General features: G+C 48.2%; 17 protein-coding genes. 1 reads left to right on the forward strand and 16 read right to left on the reverse strand.

The window, feature by feature from the left end:
* Positions 1-40 precede the first annotated feature (40 nt).
* A complete protein-coding gene (locus FGT79_RS09185; RefSeq protein ID WP_138753012.1) occupies positions 41-739 on the reverse strand; it encodes a YetF domain-containing protein in 699 nt (232 codons plus the stop codon).
* 474 nt (positions 740-1,213) lie between these two features.
* Between FGT79_RS09185 and FGT79_RS09190 the strand changes: the two genes are divergently transcribed.
* Positions 1,214-1,609: a TIGR04086 family membrane protein gene (locus FGT79_RS09190; RefSeq protein WP_138752374.1), complete on the forward strand. Its 396-nt coding sequence runs from the start codon at positions 1,214-1,216 to the stop codon at positions 1,607-1,609.
* Between the two features lie 37 nt (positions 1,610-1,646).
* Here the strand turns inward: FGT79_RS09190 and yajC are convergent, their stop codons facing one another.
* From yajC to obgE, 15 genes are all read right to left on the reverse strand, one after another.
* Positions 1,647-1,964, reverse strand: coding sequence for a preprotein translocase subunit YajC (gene yajC / locus FGT79_RS09195; RefSeq protein WP_138752375.1), 318 nt, complete (start codon positions 1,962-1,964; stop codon positions 1,647-1,649).
* A 14-nt stretch (positions 1,965-1,978) separates the two neighbouring features.
* Entirely contained in the window at positions 1,979-3,112 is a 1,134-nt protein-coding gene (gene tgt, locus FGT79_RS09200; protein ID WP_171056145.1) for a tRNA guanosine(34) transglycosylase Tgt, read from the reverse strand.
* A gap of 22 nt (positions 3,113-3,134) precedes the next feature.
* Positions 3,135-4,181: a tRNA preQ1(34) S-adenosylmethionine ribosyltransferase-isomerase QueA gene (queA, locus tag FGT79_RS09205; RefSeq protein WP_138752377.1), complete on the reverse strand. Its 1,047-nt coding sequence runs from the start codon at positions 4,179-4,181 to the stop codon at positions 3,135-3,137.
* Positions 4,182-4,191: 10 nt separating this feature from the next.
* Positions 4,192-6,318 carry a SpoIID/LytB domain-containing protein gene (locus FGT79_RS09210; protein WP_138752378.1) on the reverse strand — a complete coding sequence of 709 codons (2,127 nt, stop codon included), beginning with the start codon at positions 6,316-6,318 and terminating at the stop codon, positions 4,192-4,194.
* A complete protein-coding gene (locus tag FGT79_RS09215; RefSeq protein ID WP_138752379.1) occupies positions 6,308-6,775 on the reverse strand; it encodes a thiol-disulfide oxidoreductase DCC family protein in 468 nt (155 codons plus the stop codon). The genes FGT79_RS09210 and FGT79_RS09215 overlap by 11 nt, the downstream gene beginning before the upstream one ends.
* Before the next feature lie 6 nt (positions 6,776-6,781).
* Positions 6,782-7,783, reverse strand: a complete 1,002-nt coding sequence (ruvB, locus tag FGT79_RS09220) for a Holliday junction branch migration DNA helicase RuvB (protein WP_138752380.1) — start codon at positions 7,781-7,783, stop codon at positions 6,782-6,784.
* A gap of 19 nt (positions 7,784-7,802) precedes the next feature.
* Positions 7,803-8,438: a Holliday junction branch migration protein RuvA gene (gene ruvA / locus FGT79_RS09225; RefSeq protein ID WP_138752381.1), complete on the reverse strand. Its 636-nt coding sequence runs from the start codon at positions 8,436-8,438 to the stop codon at positions 7,803-7,805.
* Positions 8,435-8,938 carry a crossover junction endodeoxyribonuclease RuvC gene (gene ruvC / locus FGT79_RS09230; protein WP_138752382.1) on the reverse strand — a complete coding sequence of 168 codons (504 nt, stop codon included), beginning with the start codon at positions 8,936-8,938 and terminating at the stop codon, positions 8,435-8,437. Before ruvC ends, ruvA begins: the two co-directional genes overlap by 4 nt.
* Positions 8,939-9,109: 171 nt before the next feature.
* A complete protein-coding gene (locus FGT79_RS09235; RefSeq protein WP_138752383.1) occupies positions 9,110-9,745 on the reverse strand; it encodes a BofC C-terminal domain-containing protein in 636 nt (211 codons plus the stop codon).
* A gap of 335 nt (positions 9,746-10,080) precedes the next feature.
* Positions 10,081-11,925 carry a LysM peptidoglycan-binding domain-containing protein gene (locus FGT79_RS32240; RefSeq protein ID WP_138752384.1) on the reverse strand — a complete coding sequence of 615 codons (1,845 nt, stop codon included), beginning with the start codon at positions 11,923-11,925 and terminating at the stop codon, positions 10,081-10,083.
* Positions 11,926-12,086: 161 nt separating this feature from the next.
* The gene (gene pheA / locus FGT79_RS09245; RefSeq protein WP_138752385.1) at positions 12,087-12,956 is read right to left on the reverse strand and encodes a prephenate dehydratase; all 870 of its coding nucleotides are present in this window, start codon (positions 12,954-12,956) and stop codon (positions 12,087-12,089) included.
* Positions 12,953-13,930, reverse strand: coding sequence for a homoserine kinase (thrB, locus tag FGT79_RS09250; RefSeq protein WP_138752386.1), 978 nt, complete (start codon positions 13,928-13,930; stop codon positions 12,953-12,955). Before thrB ends, pheA begins: the two co-directional genes overlap by 4 nt.
* Before the next feature lie 4 nt (positions 13,931-13,934).
* Positions 13,935-15,221: a homoserine dehydrogenase gene (locus FGT79_RS09255; protein WP_138752387.1), complete on the reverse strand. Its 1,287-nt coding sequence runs from the start codon at positions 15,219-15,221 to the stop codon at positions 13,935-13,937.
* Positions 15,222-15,248: 27 nt separating this feature from the next.
* Positions 15,249-15,686 carry an ACT domain-containing protein gene (locus FGT79_RS09260; RefSeq protein WP_138752388.1) on the reverse strand — a complete coding sequence of 146 codons (438 nt, stop codon included), beginning with the start codon at positions 15,684-15,686 and terminating at the stop codon, positions 15,249-15,251.
* A gap of 228 nt (positions 15,687-15,914) precedes the next feature.
* Complete coding sequence (gene obgE / locus FGT79_RS09265) at positions 15,915-17,240, reverse strand: GTPase ObgE (protein WP_138752389.1); 1,326 nt, start codon at positions 17,238-17,240, stop codon at positions 15,915-15,917.
* Between the last annotated feature and the right edge of the window lie 5 nt (positions 17,241-17,245).

Here is a 17,245-nt window from a genome sequence, read left to right on the forward strand (position 1 = left end):
CGACAATAAACAGCGGTAGAAAGAGGAGAAATCCCTCTTCTTACCGCTGTTTTTTATCATGCATATCGACGAATAGCTTTCCTTTATGGTCTATCGTGCAAAAAAACACATCCTTAAAGTCTGTGACCCCTTTTTCCTGCAGCACATTTTTAAGCCAAAATCTTGTTTTCTCAAGCTTCTCCAAATTTCTATCCTGAACTTTGCCATCCATAATCAGCGGCACAGGCAATATTTCAAACCGATATTTTGATGGAATAACTTTGGACGGATCAAATGTCTTCAAATTCCTGTCATTCGTCTTATTTCCAACAAACGGATTATCGTTTCCGCTATTCTCGGATGACTTCGTATCCTCTTTTGGAATGACGGACAGCTTCCCACTCGTTTCCAATATTGCAAATTCCACGTCTGAAACCGCGCTTATTTTGTTCTCTCGTAATTGAAGCATTAAATCGTCTAGGTTGTATCGCTGTTTTCGCATAACGTCACTATTTAATTTGCCTTTGTCAATAATGACGCTAGGCTTGCCGTCGAACAGCAGCCTCAACCTGCGGCTTTTCATCGTCATAAATGCACTTCCTACTTGAATGAGCAGCAAGATAACCATTGGCATGATGCCGCTCCACATCGATCGATCCATATCCTCAATCACAATAACCGCTATCTCCGCGATCATAACGGAAATGACAAGATCGAACACTGAGAGCTTTCCAATTTCTCGCTTTCCCATAAAGCGCATGATCAGAAACACAACGAAGTAAATAATCACCGTCCGGATTAACAGGCTCCAGAATTCCAAGCGGAAACCTCCTCCTCGACTTATGTCATGTGAGCTGTAGTCAGCTCCTTTGTTCAAATATAGGAAAGCATACGATTCCGCAATCCTTTCTCTATATTTCTCGGAATGAAACGCGCCGTGCCACCAAGGACGGCGACAGCCGTTTCACCTTGAAATATAGGAAAGCATACGATTCCATAATCCTTTCTCTATATTTCTCGGAATGAAACGCGCCGCGCCACCAAGAACGGCGACAGCCGTTTCACCTTGGTAAAGGTATTCTCACCTGCCGTCGATAACCTCATACTCTGCAAGCTTATACGAATATATGGCAAGACAGTTCATATTTCCAGTACTTTCATACAGTAGTTGTACTATTCCGGCTAGCTTGACCATATGGTTAAGTAATAAGTACCAATCATAGGGGGGAATTTGATGAGCTCGGTAAAACAAGCTATTAAACCACCATTAATTGCATCACCGCTGCTTGCCGGAGTGCTTTTTTCGATTATTTGGCTGGCAGCAGGCGCCTTGCTGTTATCCTTTCTACTGCATTTCACAAGCATGAAGGAAAGCAGCCTTGCGACGAATGCCTTGCTCGTTCATGGCTTTGCATCGCTTGCTGGCGGTTTTACATCGGGAAGGCGATCTGAGAACAAGGGCTGGTATAATGGCGGTTTACTTGGTTTCATATATGGAGCAATCGTCATTATCATCAGCTTTCTTGCATCTGACGCATCACTTTCGCTCCATAGCGCACTTCTGCTTGGCTTGTCTCTTCTTGCAGGTGCCTTCGGTGGAATCATTGGCGTCAACATGAAAAAGCAATAAAAAAAGGCTGACATGATGGCATGTCAGCCTTTTTTTATTATTTTTCCAAATCAACTGCTGCTGGTGCAGAGTTAATGATTGTGTTGATCGCACTGCGCTCGAATGTCATTTTCGTTGTATCGTTTACACGAAGTACAACTGTGTCATCGCTAAGCTCTACAACCGTGCCGTGCAAACCACCAATTGTTGAAATTTTATCGCCTTTTTTCAATTGGTTGAGCATGGAAGTACGTTGCTTCTGTTTCTTCTGCTGCGGACGAATAAGCAAGAAATAAAACACCGCGAACATCAGCACAAACGGGCCAACCATTTTTAGGATGTTAGTTTGACTTGCTGCTTCAGCTGCTAGCCACATCGAAATCCCCCCTTTCAAAATCCTTTCTCATTATCGAACAGGCCGTAGCTTGTGAAGAAGGAATCCCGGAAATCAAGCAGTCGGTCATCCATAATCGCTTGCCGAACGTCCCGCATGAGTTGAAGTAAGAAATGCAAGTTGTGGTATGTCGTAAGCCTCATCCCGAACGTCTCATCCGCTTTGATAAGATGTCGTATGTATGCTCTCGAATAATTCGTACACGTGTAGCATGAGCATTCAGGGTCCAACGGACCATAATCCTCGGCGTACTTCGCATTGCGAATAACGAGTCTGCCTTGGCTTGTCATCGTTGTTCCGTTACGGGCAATCCGTGTCGGCAGTACGCAATCAAACATATCAATACCGCGGATGGATCCTTCAATCAGTGCATCTGGGGATCCTACGCCCATAAGGTAACGAGGTTTATTCGCTGGTAAAATGGGCACCGTATAATCGAGCACATCGTACATCAGATGCTTAGGCTCGCCTACACTCAGTCCACCAATAGCATACCCCGGGAAATCCATGGAAGTCAAATCATTTGCACTTTGAATGCGCAAATCTTTGTACATTCCGCCTTGCACGATCGCAAAAAGTCCCTGATCGTCTGGTCTAGCATGTGCTTTCAGACAACGCTCTGCCCATCTAGTCGTGCGCTCCAGCGACTTTTTCACATAGTCATGCTCGGCTGGGAATGGCGGACATTCATCGAATGCCATCATAATATCTGAACCCAGCGCATTCTGAATCTCCATCGCCACCTCTGGCGATAGAAACTTCTTATCGCCATTGAGATGAGATCGGAAGTGTACGCCTTCTTCCGTGATTTTACGCATTTCACTCAAGCTAAACACTTGAAAGCCGCCGCTGTCTGTCAGAATTGGACGATCCCAATTCATGAACTTATGCAAGCCGCCTGCGTTCCTTACGATGTTATGTCCTGGTCTTAGAAACAAATGATACGTATTGCTGAGAATAATATGGGCATCCATCGTTTTCAATTCTTCAGGACTCATCGTTTTGACCGTAGCTTGCGTGCCTACCGGCATAAAGGTTGGCGTCTCTATTACGCCATGTGGGGTATGAACGCGTCCAAGACGCGCTCCCGATTGTTTGCATTGTTTGATTAATTCATATTTTACAGCCACAATTCACGCTTCCTATTCCTAGTTAGTAAATAAACATTGCATCACCGAAGCTAAAGAAACGATATTCATGAGCAATCGCTTCTTCATAGGCACGCATAACCTCATCACGACCAGCCAGCGCACTTACGAGCATAACTAGCGTAGATTTTGGCAAATGAAAATTAGTCAATAGCGCATTAACGAGCTTAAACTCGTAGCCTGGGAATATAAAAATCGAGGTCCAGCCGCTGCAAGCTTCTAGTGGATTCCCTTCGAATCTTGCTGCTACCGTCTCCAATGTTCTCGAAGAGGTTGTCCCCACTGCAATAATACGCGCGCCAGTCTGTTTGGCTTCATTTATTATTGCGGCATTCTGCTCGTTCAGCTCATAATATTCGGAATGCATCTCATGATCCTCTACCAAGTCAACCGACATTGGACGGAAAGTGCCGAGTCCCACATGAAGTGTTACGTACGCAAGCTTCACTCCCTTTGCCTGCAGCCTGGCTAGAAATTCATCTGTGAAATGAAGACCGGCAGTAGGCGCAGCAGCAGAGCCTGCATGCTTCGAGTAAACGGTCTGATAGCGTTCGCACTCCTCAAGCCGCTCCTTAATATAAGGAGGCAATGGCATTTCGCCTAAACGATCCAAGAGCTCTTGGAAAATACCTTCATATTCGAAACGGATCGTTCTACCGCCCATCTCGCCTTCCTTCTCGATTACAGCTCTAAGCAAAGGATTGCCTTGCCCGTCATCTCCAAAAGAAAGTGCCGTACCTACCTTTAACCGCTTGGCTGGCTTGCCAAGCGCCTCCCAGCTGTCGCCTTCAAGCTGTTTTAGAAGCAGCAGCTCAATCTTAGCGCCCGTATCGCTTTTGATGCCTGTTAAGCGTGCTGGAATTACTCTAGTATCATTGAGGACAAGAACATCCCCTGACTTCACATACTGCTCCAAATCTGTAAATCTGTTATGAGTGATTTCGCCTGTTTGCTTGTTTAGCGCAAGCAGCCTTGAGGCTGTGCGATCAAGCAGTGGCGTTTGGGCAATGAGATGTTCCGGCAATTCAAAGTCAAACCATTCTACGTTCATATCGATTCAATCATTCCTTAGCGATGGTTACATCTTTGTAGTAGTATTTCAAAATATATTGATAGTCATACCCTTGCTGAGCAAGGCTTAAAGCACCATATTGAGATAATCCAACACCGTGTCCGTTACCTGTACCGATGAAACGGAAGGAAGGCTCCTTGGTTGAGGCGCGTAATTGCTTGCTGCCATCCAGAATAAACAAATTAGACTGACTGGCCTCAGTTACCTTGCCGCCAGCAGTAATCACATACACAGGCGCGGTGTCACTTGGCTTCGTCCTTGTTGCTGATCCAGCACCTAGCAGCGAAACCTTAGCGGTTTCTTCAATTTGAAAGAGCGTGCTTGGCAGCGAACCGTCTATGCCAAGCGTACTGCGGAACATATCCGGATAGCTCACATTCAGCTTCTGACCATTAGCCAGAATCTCCGTAGCACGTCCAGAAGCTCCGCTTTGGCTGACTTCCAACGTACGCAGCGGACCCGTTATTGGCGTTTTCACTCTCGCATTGATAACTGTCAGCATCTCTTGCGGCGTATAAGGGCCTCTTACCCAAGACATGGAATTCGATTCCACTTTTTTCTCGAGCACGATGACCCTAGTTCCGCTCTCTGCCGTCGCAACAACTGGAATCGCATCTTGAATTTGCGGATGCTTCCGTACCTTCGTACCATTCGTATTCACCTGCATAATGGAGCTTCCAGCTGCCGTTGTTTGTCCTGTCTCATCAAGCAAGTCATCCCGAACATATCCGAGTAACCCACTTGGCAGCACAACGCGGTACCAGCTGTGTAAGCCCACCTCGCTTGAGGTATCAGGACTTTTCACCGCCTGCAAATAAGGGACTGCATTTCCCCAAATCTCCTTAGCGTCCGCTGTCATGCCACCGCTGCTCGCTGCAAATAACGCCTCAATGACTTTGTCATTGTATAAGGCTACTTCTCCTGCCGTATCATCAACAGCGGCAATGGTAGACGCTCTCTCTGAGCCTGTGCCATAGTAAGCCTGACTCAAGGTTGTGTCCACAACATGAGCAATTTGAAACCCAAAGCCTTTGTTCAGCGCATACGAGCGAGCAGCAACTGCTTGTGCTTTAAGCGCTTCTGCTGGCCAGGTAGAATACATTTCTACGCCGACAACGGAGTAAAGATATTGTTCGAATGGCAGCTCATTAATAACCGCCATCCGACCATTAAGCATACTAAGCTCAAATTGCCCGCGATAGCTGCGATTACTTCGCTCCGTCAGCTTGATTGGGTCAGAGCCGACTGGAGCGATCGAAATCTTAGTGTCGCTTCCTGCAAACATATAAAGCTCTGAATTACTTTCCGCTTTAGCGCTCACGGTATGATCATTACGCAGCAATAGATAAGGCAGTTTGGTATCTGCCGTTTTCAATGTGCTTCCACCAGCTGCTTTCGAAGCAGCTGCCTGTACAATCTGAAGCTCCGCATCTGTTAATGCAGCGCCTACCATGACGGAGTAGCTTGCCGTGCCTGTTTGGGAGGAGCGGACAGCGACGAAAGCATCCAAGCCCGCAGCACCGAAGCCGCTGGCAGCCGCTATAGCTTCCGTCTTCCCTGCATACGCAGCGCTCTCCAAGTGCAAAGGTCCTTGCTGAACAGCCTTAAATCCGCCAACAAGCTTGGAGAGTTCGCTGTCAGCTGTCCATTTGGTACCAGCTGCTGCCGCTTCTGCCGCTGTCTTGTATGTACCTTCAATAACTTGGTAAATGATTGTGCCGTTTTTGGAAAGCGAAGTGAGGAAAGCCGCTCCCTTTAACGCTTGCAGTCTCTTCTGAACAGCTAATGCTGATGCAAAAGTCGATGACTCATACACCTTTACTTTAAAGCTGTCTGGGGCAAAACGCACATTTGTTCCGCCAGATACATTAAACCAGCTGCTCACGCCGTCCGGCTGCCTTGAGCCTATGCTGAGGCCGCTTGGCGACGAGAAGGTTGCCGCAGCAGTTGTATCATCATATTTCCCAGGCAATTGCATAAATAGAGCAACGCGAATAAGATCAAGCTTTGGTACTGCTGCATGTGACGGTGAACCCGTCCATGAGGTTGCAAGAAGCATAATCGCAACAACTAGCATCGTATATTGCTTCAGCTTCAGTGACCGTTTATTTGCCATGTGTGTTTCTCTCCTCTCTGCTCTTCGGCAAATCACAGCCATTAATGGAACAGCTTTGCTCGGTTGAGCCAAACCATTCATATCTTCGATTCGCGACATAGCGGTACAGGCGATCTGCAATACGGCTCATGCCAGGAATACGATAGAAAGCGGACAGCCAGCGAAAGCCCTTCACCGTCCTCAATATTCTTACAACACCGTCTGCACCCGCATACAGCTTCCCTTGATCATCAACAACATGCATTTTTTCATATAACACAGCCATATCTAGCTTCGTGCTTCGCGGTAAAAGCTGTACCGAATCTTCCACCGACTCCAGTTGCTGGATTTGAATGAATTGCAAGTCTGCTCTTGATGGAAGCTCCTTTAGCTTTGCTACAGAAGCTAGGCATAGGTTGCAATACCCGTCGTACAGCACATAGAGTTTCTCTTTCGCTAAGCCATGCGCTTTACCCATTGTTCGTTACCTCCCTGGAATAGGCAGCCCCAAATGCCGATAGGCATTATCTGTCGCAATTCTTCCGCGAGGCGTCCGCTGAAGGAATCCAATCTGCATCAAATAGGGTTCATAGACATCTTCAATGGTTTGGCTTTCTTCTCCAATGGTTGCTGCAATGGTATCAAGGCCAACCGGCCTGCCAGCAAATGTCGTTATCATCGCTTGCAGCATTTTGAAATCGATTAGATCAAGACCCATCGGATCAACCTGCAGCAGCTCTAGTGCAGATCTCGCTAAATCATGCGTAATGATACCGTCCCCGCGAACCTGTGCAAAGTCTCTTACGCGCTTCAGAAGGCGGTTTGCAATTCTCGGTGTTCCCCGTGAGCGCATCGCAATTTCTCCCGCCGCCTCACCGACAATGCTGACATTCAGAATCTCAGCCGTTCTAGCAACGATGAATGCCAATTCATCAATTGTATAAAACTCAAGTCTGCTGACCACACCAAAGCGGTCGCGAAGCGGTGCCGAAAGCAAGCCTGCCCGCGTTGTCGCACCAATTAATGTAAACGGCGGCAAATCCAATCTTACCGAACGGGCACTCGGACCTTTCCCGATCATAATATCAAGAGCAAAATCCTCCATCGCCGGGTACAACACTTCCTCAACCGTCCGGTGCAGGCGATGAATCTCATCGATAAAAAGCACATCCCCCTCCTGCAAATTCGTCAGCAGCGCTGCTAGATCACCAGGCCGCTCAATGGCTGGTCCAGACGTCGTTCGCAAGCTTACTCCAAGCTCGTTCGCAATAATATTGGAAAGTGTTGTTTTGCCCAGCCCAGGAGGCCCGTACAAGAGTACATGATCAAGCGATTCCTTGCGAAGCTTCGCTGCTTCAATATAGACCTTCAAGTTTTCCTTGGCCTTCGATTGTCCAATATATTCGGCCAGATAACGAGGACGCAGGCTGAGCTCAACAGTCTGGTCTTCCATCATCAGGTTGGCGGAAATGATTCGATCATCCATTAGCTTTCATCTCCTTCCGTTACCCTTTGAACAGCTGCTGCAGCGCCCGTTTCATTAATGCATCCACTGTTTCCTCGGACGTCACGCTGTGCTGCAAGCCAAGCCACGCCTTATCCAGCTCCGCTGCTGTGTAGCCTAGCGCCGTTAGCCCTTCTCTCGCTTCCTGCCATGCAGTGCCAGCCCCTTGGCCAGAATGTCTACTCGAAGTAAGATCAAGCGCAACGCCGGCTGCCGTAAGCAAGCCACCATCTAAGCCTGCGCCTACCAGCTTATCCTTCAAGTCCAGAATCATGCGCTGCGCCGTCTTTTTCCCAATTCCAGGAAGTTTCGTTAAAAAGGCAATATTCTCCTGCTGAATGGCTGCAATAACAGCGTCCGGTCTTCCTCCTGACAGAATGCCCAATGCAACGCGAGGTCCTATTCCCGACACCTCGAGCAGCTTGCGGAACAAAGTTTGCTCCTCTCTGGTCTCGAAACCGAATAACAGTATCGCGTCCTCACGTACGTTGTGGTGAATATACACAGTAATCGGCTCTTCCTTCTTCGCGAATACGTACGGATTAGGAGTAAATACGCGATAGCCGGTATCTCTCACATCCAGCACGATATATTCGGCTTCCAGATGGACAACATTGCCTCTCAAAAAATCAATCACGAGCGATTCACCCCATTTATTTTGTCGTTCAAAACGACGGAATGCGCATGACAAATGGCCACCGCAAGCGCATCGGCCACATCATCCGGCTTCGGTACTGCCGCAAGCTTCAAAAACATTTTGACCATTTCCTGCACCTGCTTCTTCTCTGCTTTCCCGTAGCCTACTACAGCTTGCTTAACCTGAAGCGGTGTATATTCGCCAATCGGCAGCCCGCGCTGCGCTGCAGCTAATATAATAGCGCCTCTAGCCTGTGCCACTTCGAAGGCCGTGGTCACATTTCGGTTGAAGAACAGCTTCTCCACACCGACTGTATCCGGTTTATATTTATCCATTAATGCACCCGCAGACTCGTAAATCTGAAGCAAGCGCTGCTCAGGGGGCGTGTGGGCTTCCGTCTGAATCGCACCGTATTGAACGGGCGTAAGCTTATGGCCAATCTTATCTATGAATCCAAATCCAACAATCGCATAACCAGGGTCAATTCCAAGAACGCGCAAACGGTCATCTCCTCAAAAACTTGCTTTCTCCATTCCAAACACTGAAAGTTGCTTCATCTATTATAGCAAAAGATAAGAGGAATGAGAACGCGCGTTTGATATTTCAGTCCATACGTGAGCAAAAAGAGGCTGCACATCGCTGTGCAGCCTCTTATTTCGCAGGTTCGAAGTCTAGTAGGCTGGCTTCATTACCTTCTGATTTTGTTCAATAGCGTAGTCACTAAACGTGGACAATACGCTGTTGAATTCTTCTATGTCGTTAATTCGTATACCTTTGGTGAGCTGATCCAGCTTGTCCTGAGGGAGACTGCTCTCCATATAATGCACATCTAGTTGGAAAAAGGTTCGAACCACCTTTTCTTTCTTCGGTATTCCGTCATATAGACTGAAATTTCCTAGCTTGTCCACCCCCATATATGCATTTGCTTTGCAATGCTCAGACAAATCTTCCACGCGCTGTTCAACGTGCACGATGCTATTCGTCTGATCAAGTACTGCCGTCCAATCTGGATGGCTTTGCAACAGACTAGCTACCTGTTTACCCATCATCCGTCCAAGCGGCTTTGATTCCTCGCCGCATACATAAATACGTCGCAGTTCAACTGACAGCGGTTCTTTCCCAAGCTCCAGCTTGTTGATAACGCTCTCTATTCCAGCAACTTGTGGAGCTGCCTCAGCAAGCTCTCCTTGTGTGAGCATTAAACCACCTGCCAATAAGAGAGGCAGCAATCCTCCAAGACTCCAAGTTGGTCGACGCTTTCTCCGGAGCTGCTTTTTCAAGTTTTTCCAAAGGCTGAATTCCATCATTGGGAAGACCCCTTTATTATATTTTTTGATAGTATGCGCCAATATTACATAAATATGCAAAGAATAAATTACGCTTACAACTCCCGTTCAAACTTACTCTTACGACATTCCAATCTCATAAGCGTACATATGCGCTTACAGGTCACTAATTATGGTATTTTGGCTGCTGTAAGAGCACATTTGCGCATACAGCTCCCGTCCAAACTTACTCCTACGACATTCCGACCCCATAAACAGGTATGAGTGCTTACTGCAACCATTTTAGCTTCAAATCATTTCCTAAACAAAATAAAAATGCCCCAATAACCGTATTTGGTCATCGGGGCTGACTTTAATTAACGATTAAGCCAAGGCTGGTTACCGCGGTTTTTCGTCTTATTCGGACGGGAAGACACGGTGCGGATAACTGCTTTTTTAGCATTTTTCCGTTGAACAACTGTTTTTATAGGTTTCTCTTGTTCCAGCTCCACTTGCTTTTCCGTATTCTGATCCGAACGATTGCCCTTACAACCGCAATCCGCTTGATTCGCATCGTTAGCACCTGCCGTTTGTGGCCAGCCCGGATAAGGCGGATAAGACGGATAGCCGTAACCATAACCGTTGTCATGCTGAGCCTGAGCTGGCATGATCATACTCTGACCCCCGTAGCCATATCCATAGCCATAATCAGGCTGGAAATTGGCAGGGGATACAAAGCCTTGGTTTGGCTGCGCTGCAAATGGTGCTACCATTCCTTGGTTTGGCTGCACTGCTAACGGTGATACCATTCCTTGGTTTGGCTGCGCTGCAAACGGCGATACCATTCCTTGGTTTGGCTGTGCTGCAAACGGCGATACGATTCCTTGGTTTGGCTGCGCTGCTAACGGCGATACCATTCCTTGGTTTGGCTGCACTGCTAACGGCGATACCATTCCTTGGTTTGGCTGTGCTGCAAACGGCGATACCATTCCTTGGTTTGGATGCGCTGCAAACGGCGATACCATTCCTTGGTTTGGATGCGTTGCAAACGGCGATACCAAGCTTTGGTTCGGCATTGCTGCAGCTCCGGCAACCAAATGACTATTCTCATTAACGTCCTGCTGGAGCGGATTCACGCCATGATAGCCATATCCCCATCCCGGGCCTGCCGTGGTCGGCAAAGTAGATGGAGAAGGATAGCTTCCGACAAATACGGTGCCCGGCGGGCAATCAAATGGCGCTTCGTTGCCTTCTCCCAGCGGACTTACCGTACTGCCGAACGGAACAGGCTGCTGCCAGCCGCCATATCCGTAACCATGCCCTGTTTGTGCCGGCATCGTCATTGGATGACCATATCCATAGCCACCGAAAGCAGGTTGCTGCTGAACAGGTGAAACCGATTCAGGAGCTTTCGGCAAATCATATAATGATAATGCTTCCGTTGCCGGTATGCCATATTGCTTGAACAAATCAACGTTCGGTTTATATTCCGAATGAATAGGCTGAAGCTTCTTCTCAACAGGTTTTTCAATCGGCAACGCTTTTTTCGCCGGTTCGACTGCCGCGGCCTTAGGTGCAGGCAACGGCGCAGGCTTCACTGGCTTCACAATAGGCGCAGCAGGCTTCTGTTGAATAGGTGCTGCCGGCTTCTGTTCGACAGGTGCTACAGGCTTCTGTTGAACAGGTGCTACAGGTGCTGGTGCAATTGGAGCTGTCGGCGTTTTACCTGTTATCGGCCCTGTTGGCGTTTTTCCTGTTATTGGAGCAGTAGACAGCTTGCCGACCCAGCCCTGTACGTTTTGCATAACGGATGTAGGATGCAGTGTCCCCATGCCGTTGCCGCCTTGCCCGACGCTATGACCACCGGTTCCGCCATGACCTGTGTCGCTCACCTTAGGAATATTTACAACTTCTCCCGTTAACAGCACATTCGGGTTTTTAAGCTGCGGATTTGCTTTGATCATGTCAGCCAATGGTACGCCCCAAGCTTTGGACAGCTTCCAAAGCGTATCTCCTTGCTTCACAACATGCTGATGCATAATGTCCATCCCGCCTCCAGAGCCACCTGTGTGCGTTGATGGAATTTTCAGCTTCATCCCAACTTCGATGACATCCGGGTTCGATATGCCCGGGTTCAGCTTCAAAATCTCTTCCAGCGATACATTATACTTCTGGCCAATCGAGTATAAGCTGTCGCCACTTTTCACAATATGGATTTTCACTCGCCGTTACCCTCCTGTCACGTTCTGAATAACATGGCACTGCTAATGCCTATTATCAATCCTTACATCCTATGCAGAATATGGGCGAGTGTCTCCACTTTCACAAAAAAAATAGCAAAAAGCCGAGCACACTCTACAAAGAGCGAACTCGGCTTGCTTCATTATTTCTTGTTTTCCGTAAAACTTGGATAGCTCCCCAGCACCCTTACCTGGCAGCCAATCGCTTCTATTTCCTGTAATGCCGATGGCAGAAGCACCGTATCCAGTGCCATGTCGATGTCGATAAAGAAATAATAATTGCCTAGCTTCTTCTTTGTCGGACGCGACTCAATACGGGATAGATTGATCTTGCGCCATGCGAAAGCGGCAAGCACTTGATGAAGCGCTCCTGCATAATCCTCAGGCAATGTGACCAAGATACTCGTCTTCTTCTGCTCCGATTGCCGTGCTGTATAGGGCTCAGAACCAACGAGCAGAAATCTTGTATAATTATTGTCATGATCTGTAATCTCGCTGGCGATAACGTCAAGCTTCTCATTCGCCGCAGCTGTCTTCGTGCCAATAGCTGCCCACCCGGCATTCGGGTTGTTCTGCACAATTCGAACGCCTTCCGCCGTGCTGCTTACATGCTCCGTCACCGCGTGGGGAAGATGAGTGCGGAGAAACTGCAGGCATTGCGCTATAGCTACCGGATGACTGATAACCTTCGTAATTTTCGAATAATCGACTGTTCCGTCCTCGCTTAGCGTTTCCGATTGCCGTCCAATCAAATTCTGGATGGACGGATAAACCCACTCCGCTTGAATCGGAAGATCAACCTCATGCACGAGCCAATCCATATGTAAGCTTACAGATCCCTCGATCGTATTCTCAATCGGAATGATGCTATAATCGCTTACCCCGTTGACTGTAGATAGGAACACATCAGAGATGAGCCTGTGATACTTCCATTGAATGTCTTCGTTCTGGAAAAAATGTCTAGCCGCCTCATCCGATACAGAGCCGGAAGGTAGAACTGCTATCGTCTTCATTGCAACATATCTCCTTTGATTCGGTCGGGAAGAGGAATCGCGGGATGCTGCGTGATATCCTCAATGATATATTGAGGCCCATGAACAGCTGGCGAAAGCCATAACGTTCTAGCCTCGATTCCCTCTTGCTTAAGCGTATCCAGCAAGAACGGCTCTAATTCATTCGATGCCTCCGTATGATCATCCACGAAAGCGATCAGCGTCGGTCCCGCTCCGCTTAGCGCAACGCCCAGCGCGCCATAATCAACCGCGCGCTCCAGTATCGTCGCCATGCCCGGAATAAGCGCTGCACGATATGGCTGGTGCAGCCGATCCTTCATCGCATGACGGATCATGCCGAGGTCGCCGCTTGCAAGCGCTGCGACGAGCAAAGAACTGCGGCTGACATTATACACAGCGTCAGCCATTGAGATCTGCGACGGCAGCGCATGACGCGCTTTCTCCGTCGACAGCTGGAAGGCTGGGATCGCTACGAGCGTCTTGAGCCTTGAATCAGGCTCAAGACGGATGTAGTCCGCCCGCTCCCCATCCCATGCAGAGACGACGATGCCGCCGAACAGTGATGCGCCGACATTGTCAGGATGACCTTCTAACGCTGTTGCCATCTGGAACAGCTTATCATCTGATAACGGTCCTCCGATGAGCGCATTCGCTGCTGCGAGAGCGCCTATGATTGCCGATGCGCTGCTGCCGAGTCCACGCGTAAGCGGAATATCGCTATGCATCGATATCGACAGCTCAGGCACATGAACGCCCGCTTCTTTGAACACAAGCTGTGCAACCTTATAGATCAGGTTCGACTTGTCTCTCGGCAAGCCCCTCATCTGATCGCCGTAGAAATGAAATTCCGTTTGCTTGCTGACGCTCATCTCAATCCATGCATATAGCGAGAGCGCCATTCCCAGCGTATCGAAGCCAGGTCCTAGATTTGCCGTGCTTGCCGGTACTTTTACAATTACTCTGCGATTATTCATAGGCTTACCCTTCTACGCGGTAAACGCTTTTCACTTTATGAACCACGTCAAGCGATTCGAATGTTGCGAGCACCTTCTGAATGGCCGCTTTATTCGCATCATGTGTAATGACAATAATTTCTGCTTCCGGGTTGGAAGGCGTCGGCTGCTGCAGCACCGATTCCAAGCTTACTTCGAAATCAGCGAATACTTGCGTAATGCGAGCAAGTACGCCCGCTCGGTCAGCTACTTTGAGAAGCAAGAAATACTTGGACGATATTTGCTCATCTGTCTTGAGCTTCTTCTCCTTGTAAGCCAGGCTACCCTGCATGCCGTTAACGCCTAGCTTCAGGTTTTTCACAACTGCTACAAGATCCGATACAATCGATGTTGCCGTCGGAAGCTCACCAGCACCAGCACCATAGAACATGGTTTCTCCTACCGCTTCACCATACACATATACGGCATTGAACACTCCGTTTACTGAAGCAATTGGATGTGTTTGCTTAACCATCGTCGGTTGAACGCTAATACTGATCAGATCATCCTGACGCTCAGCAATACCTAACAGCTTCACTTCATAGCCTAGACGCTTCGCATACAAAATATCCTCTTTCGATACGGACGAAATACCTTGAACCGATACATCCTCCAGCGCTACGTTCGAACGGAAGCCGATTGTAGCAAGAATCGTCATTTTGCGAGCAGCGTCAAGTCCTTCGACATCCGATGTCGGATCAGACTCGGCATAGCCAAGCTCTTGCGCTTCTTTGAGAACATCCAAGTATGAGGCGCCTTCTTGGCTCATCTTCGTTAGAATGAAGTTCGTTGTACCGTTAACGATACCCATAATTTTGTTGATGCGATCGGAAGAGAAGCCTTCAACGAGTGTACGAATAATCGGGATACCGCCAGCAACACTAGCCTCATACAATACGTCGCAGCGGTTCTCCTGTGCTTTTGCTAGAATTTCTGGTCCGTGCAGCGCCATCAAATCTTTATTCGCTGTTACCACATGCTTCCCTAGCGAGAGCGCTTCTAGAATGTACTCCTTCGTAAGTCCGATCCCGCCCATAACCTCAACGATAACGTCAATGTCAGGATGACGGATAATTTCCCAAGGATCCTCTGTCAGCTTGTCTTGATCAATAGCAATATTACGTGCTTTGCTTTTGTTCTGAACGAGCACCTTCTCAATAACGATCGGCGAGCCAACTTGACTTGCAAGATCCTCCTGATGGCCTTCCACGATTCGAACGACACCTGTTCCTACAGTACCAAGACCTAACAAACCTACTTTAACTGGCTTCATATATTCATACCTCCATGATCTATTCTGTTATCCTTGTCCGATGACCGAAGCTTTGCGCACGCCTGGCTGGCTTCGAAGCATATCGACCAGCGATGACAGTTCCCCGGAAAGCTGCGAAATATCGACTGAAATGACAACGTTGGCAAAGCCTTGGAGTGGAATGGTCTGATTCATCGTCAGAACATTTCCTTCTAAGGATGCAACCATGCTCAGCACATTTGAGAGCACACCTGAGCGATGCTCCAAGTCCATCGATATGGTAGCAATCCTCTCTCTCTCGAGCTCGTTCAGCGCATATACGCCGTCCTTATACTTGTAGAAGGCGCTTCGGCTGAGACCAACACGCTCAACCGCTTCATGAACAGTGGCTGCTTCTCCTCGGCTAAGCATTTCCTTCACTTGTATCGTCTTCATTATCGCTTCCGGTAAAATATCCTCTCGAACGACATAATAGCTTTTAGTCACTATACGTCCTCCTCAAAAAGACAATTGTTCACCTATAGTGGACATTATATCGAAATATTCAGCTTGGGGCAATAGGCAAACTAGCGTAAACGTTTAAAGCCGTCCTTTGGCGACTATGCTCACGTTTCGCGTAGACGTATAGAGAGAGCATGAGTAAACTCATATACTTTCCTATACGTAAAGAAAAGACGGCTTTCGCCGTCTTCACTTTGATCTATATGTTTAACGCTAGCCGTTCGGATTATAATCATTGCCTTCAAAAAATTCAAAAGCAAAATCACCGATTTGAACCATGTCGCCATCTTTGGCACCCATTTTACGAAGCTCGGCATCTACGCCCATCTTACGCATCGTACGCGCAAAGCGCATAACCGCATCGTATGACGTCAAATTCATCCGCTTCATGTATTTATCAATGCCTTCGCTCACGATTACATACACTTCGTCTTCTTTGTGAATGGTGAACGTTGTTTCTTCACGTTTCTCATACGTGTAGACCTTACGTTCAGCAACATCCTTAACATCCTCGATCTCGACCTCTTCAGAGATCGTATCGAGCACGTCAGCCGCTTTGTATAACAGCTCCTGTATACCTTGCTTAGTTAGCGAGGATATTGGCAAAATCTCGTAGTGCCTTTCTCCGCTTACTTCAGCAAGCTGCTGTTTGAACAGTTCAAGCTGTTCCGCTGAGTCCGGCATGTCCATTTTGTTAGCTGCAATAATTTGCGGACGATCAGCGAGCTTCTCGTTATAGAGCACAAGCTCTTCATTGATCTTCAACCAGTCGTCGAAGGGATCACGGCCTTCCGAGGCCGACATATCGATAACGTGAATAATAACACGCGTCCGCTCAACATGGCGAAGGAACTCATGTCCTAGTCCTATGCCTTCATGTGCGCCTTCGATCAAACCGGGAAGATCTGCCATTACGAAGCTGCGGCTGTCCCCGACATCGACAACACCGAGATTCGGTGTAATCGTCGTGAAATGGTAAGCTCCGATTTTAGGCCTAGCTCCCGAAACGACAGACAACAGCGTTGACTTGCCTACGCTTGGGAAACCAACCAGCCCTACGTCTGCCATTACTTTAAGTTCAAGCACGACCCAGCGCTCTTGTCCTTCTTCACCGTTCTCCGATATATATGGAGCCGGATTGTTCTGCGTAGCGAAACGAATGTTGCCTCGTCCGCCCCGTCCGCCTTTTGCGATAACGACCTTCTGTCCATGACGTGTCATATCCGCAATAATTTCCTGCGTATCGTCATCAACAATGATCGTTCCTGGCGGAATCCGTACGATCGTGTCATCCGCGCCAGCACCGTGCATGCTTTTCACTTTACCGCGCTCGCCGCGGTTCGCTTTGAAATGTTTCTGGTAACGGAAATCCATAAGTGTGCGAAGTCCTTCGTCCACTTGGAAGATCAAGTCGCCTCCGCGACCTCCGTCACCACCGGCAGGTCCGCCCTGCTCGACATACTTCTCACGGCGGAAAGAAACGATACCGTCGCCTCCGTCGCCGCCTTTTACAAATATTTTCGCCTTATCGACAAACATGTTTT

This window comes from Paenibacillus sinopodophylli, from assembly GCF_005930355.1.
In the GTDB taxonomy this organism is placed as follows: Bacteria; Bacillota; Bacilli; order Paenibacillales; family Paenibacillaceae; genus Pristimantibacillus; species Pristimantibacillus sinopodophylli.

Excerpts from the sequence above, each read along its gene's own strand:
- obgE (WP_138752389.1), bottom strand. The coding sequence starts at position 17,240 with ATGTTTGTCGATAAGGCGAAAATATTTGTAAAAGGCGGCGACGGAGGC.
- yajC (WP_138752375.1), bottom strand. The coding sequence starts at position 1,964 with ATGTGGCTAGCAGCTGAAGCAGCAAGTCAAACTAACATCCTAAAAATG.
- FGT79_RS09235 (WP_138752383.1), bottom strand. The coding sequence starts at position 9,745 with ATGATGGAATTCAGCCTTTGGAAAAACTTGAAAAAGCAGCTCCGGAGA.
- FGT79_RS09215 (WP_138752379.1), bottom strand. The coding sequence starts at position 6,775 with ATGGGTAAAGCGCATGGCTTAGCGAAAGAGAAACTCTATGTGCTGTAC.
- FGT79_RS09210 (WP_138752378.1), bottom strand. The coding sequence starts at position 6,318 with ATGGCAAATAAACGGTCACTGAAGCTGAAGCAATATACGATGCTAGTT.
- thrB (WP_138752386.1), bottom strand. The coding sequence starts at position 13,930 with ATGAATAATCGCAGAGTAATTGTAAAAGTACCGGCAAGCACGGCAAAT.
- FGT79_RS09190 (WP_138752374.1), top strand. The coding sequence starts at position 1,214 with ATGAGCTCGGTAAAACAAGCTATTAAACCACCATTAATTGCATCACCG.
- FGT79_RS09255 (WP_138752387.1), bottom strand. The coding sequence starts at position 15,221 with ATGAAGCCAGTTAAAGTAGGTTTGTTAGGTCTTGGTACTGTAGGAACA.
- queA (WP_138752377.1), bottom strand. The coding sequence starts at position 4,181 with ATGAACGTAGAATGGTTTGACTTTGAATTGCCGGAACATCTCATTGCC.
- FGT79_RS09185 (WP_138753012.1), bottom strand. The coding sequence starts at position 739 with ATGCGCTTTATGGGAAAGCGAGAAATTGGAAAGCTCTCAGTGTTCGAT.
- ruvB (WP_138752380.1), bottom strand. The coding sequence starts at position 7,783 with ATGGATGATCGAATCATTTCCGCCAACCTGATGATGGAAGACCAGACT.
- pheA (WP_138752385.1), bottom strand. The coding sequence starts at position 12,956 with ATGAAGACGATAGCAGTTCTACCTTCCGGCTCTGTATCGGATGAGGCG.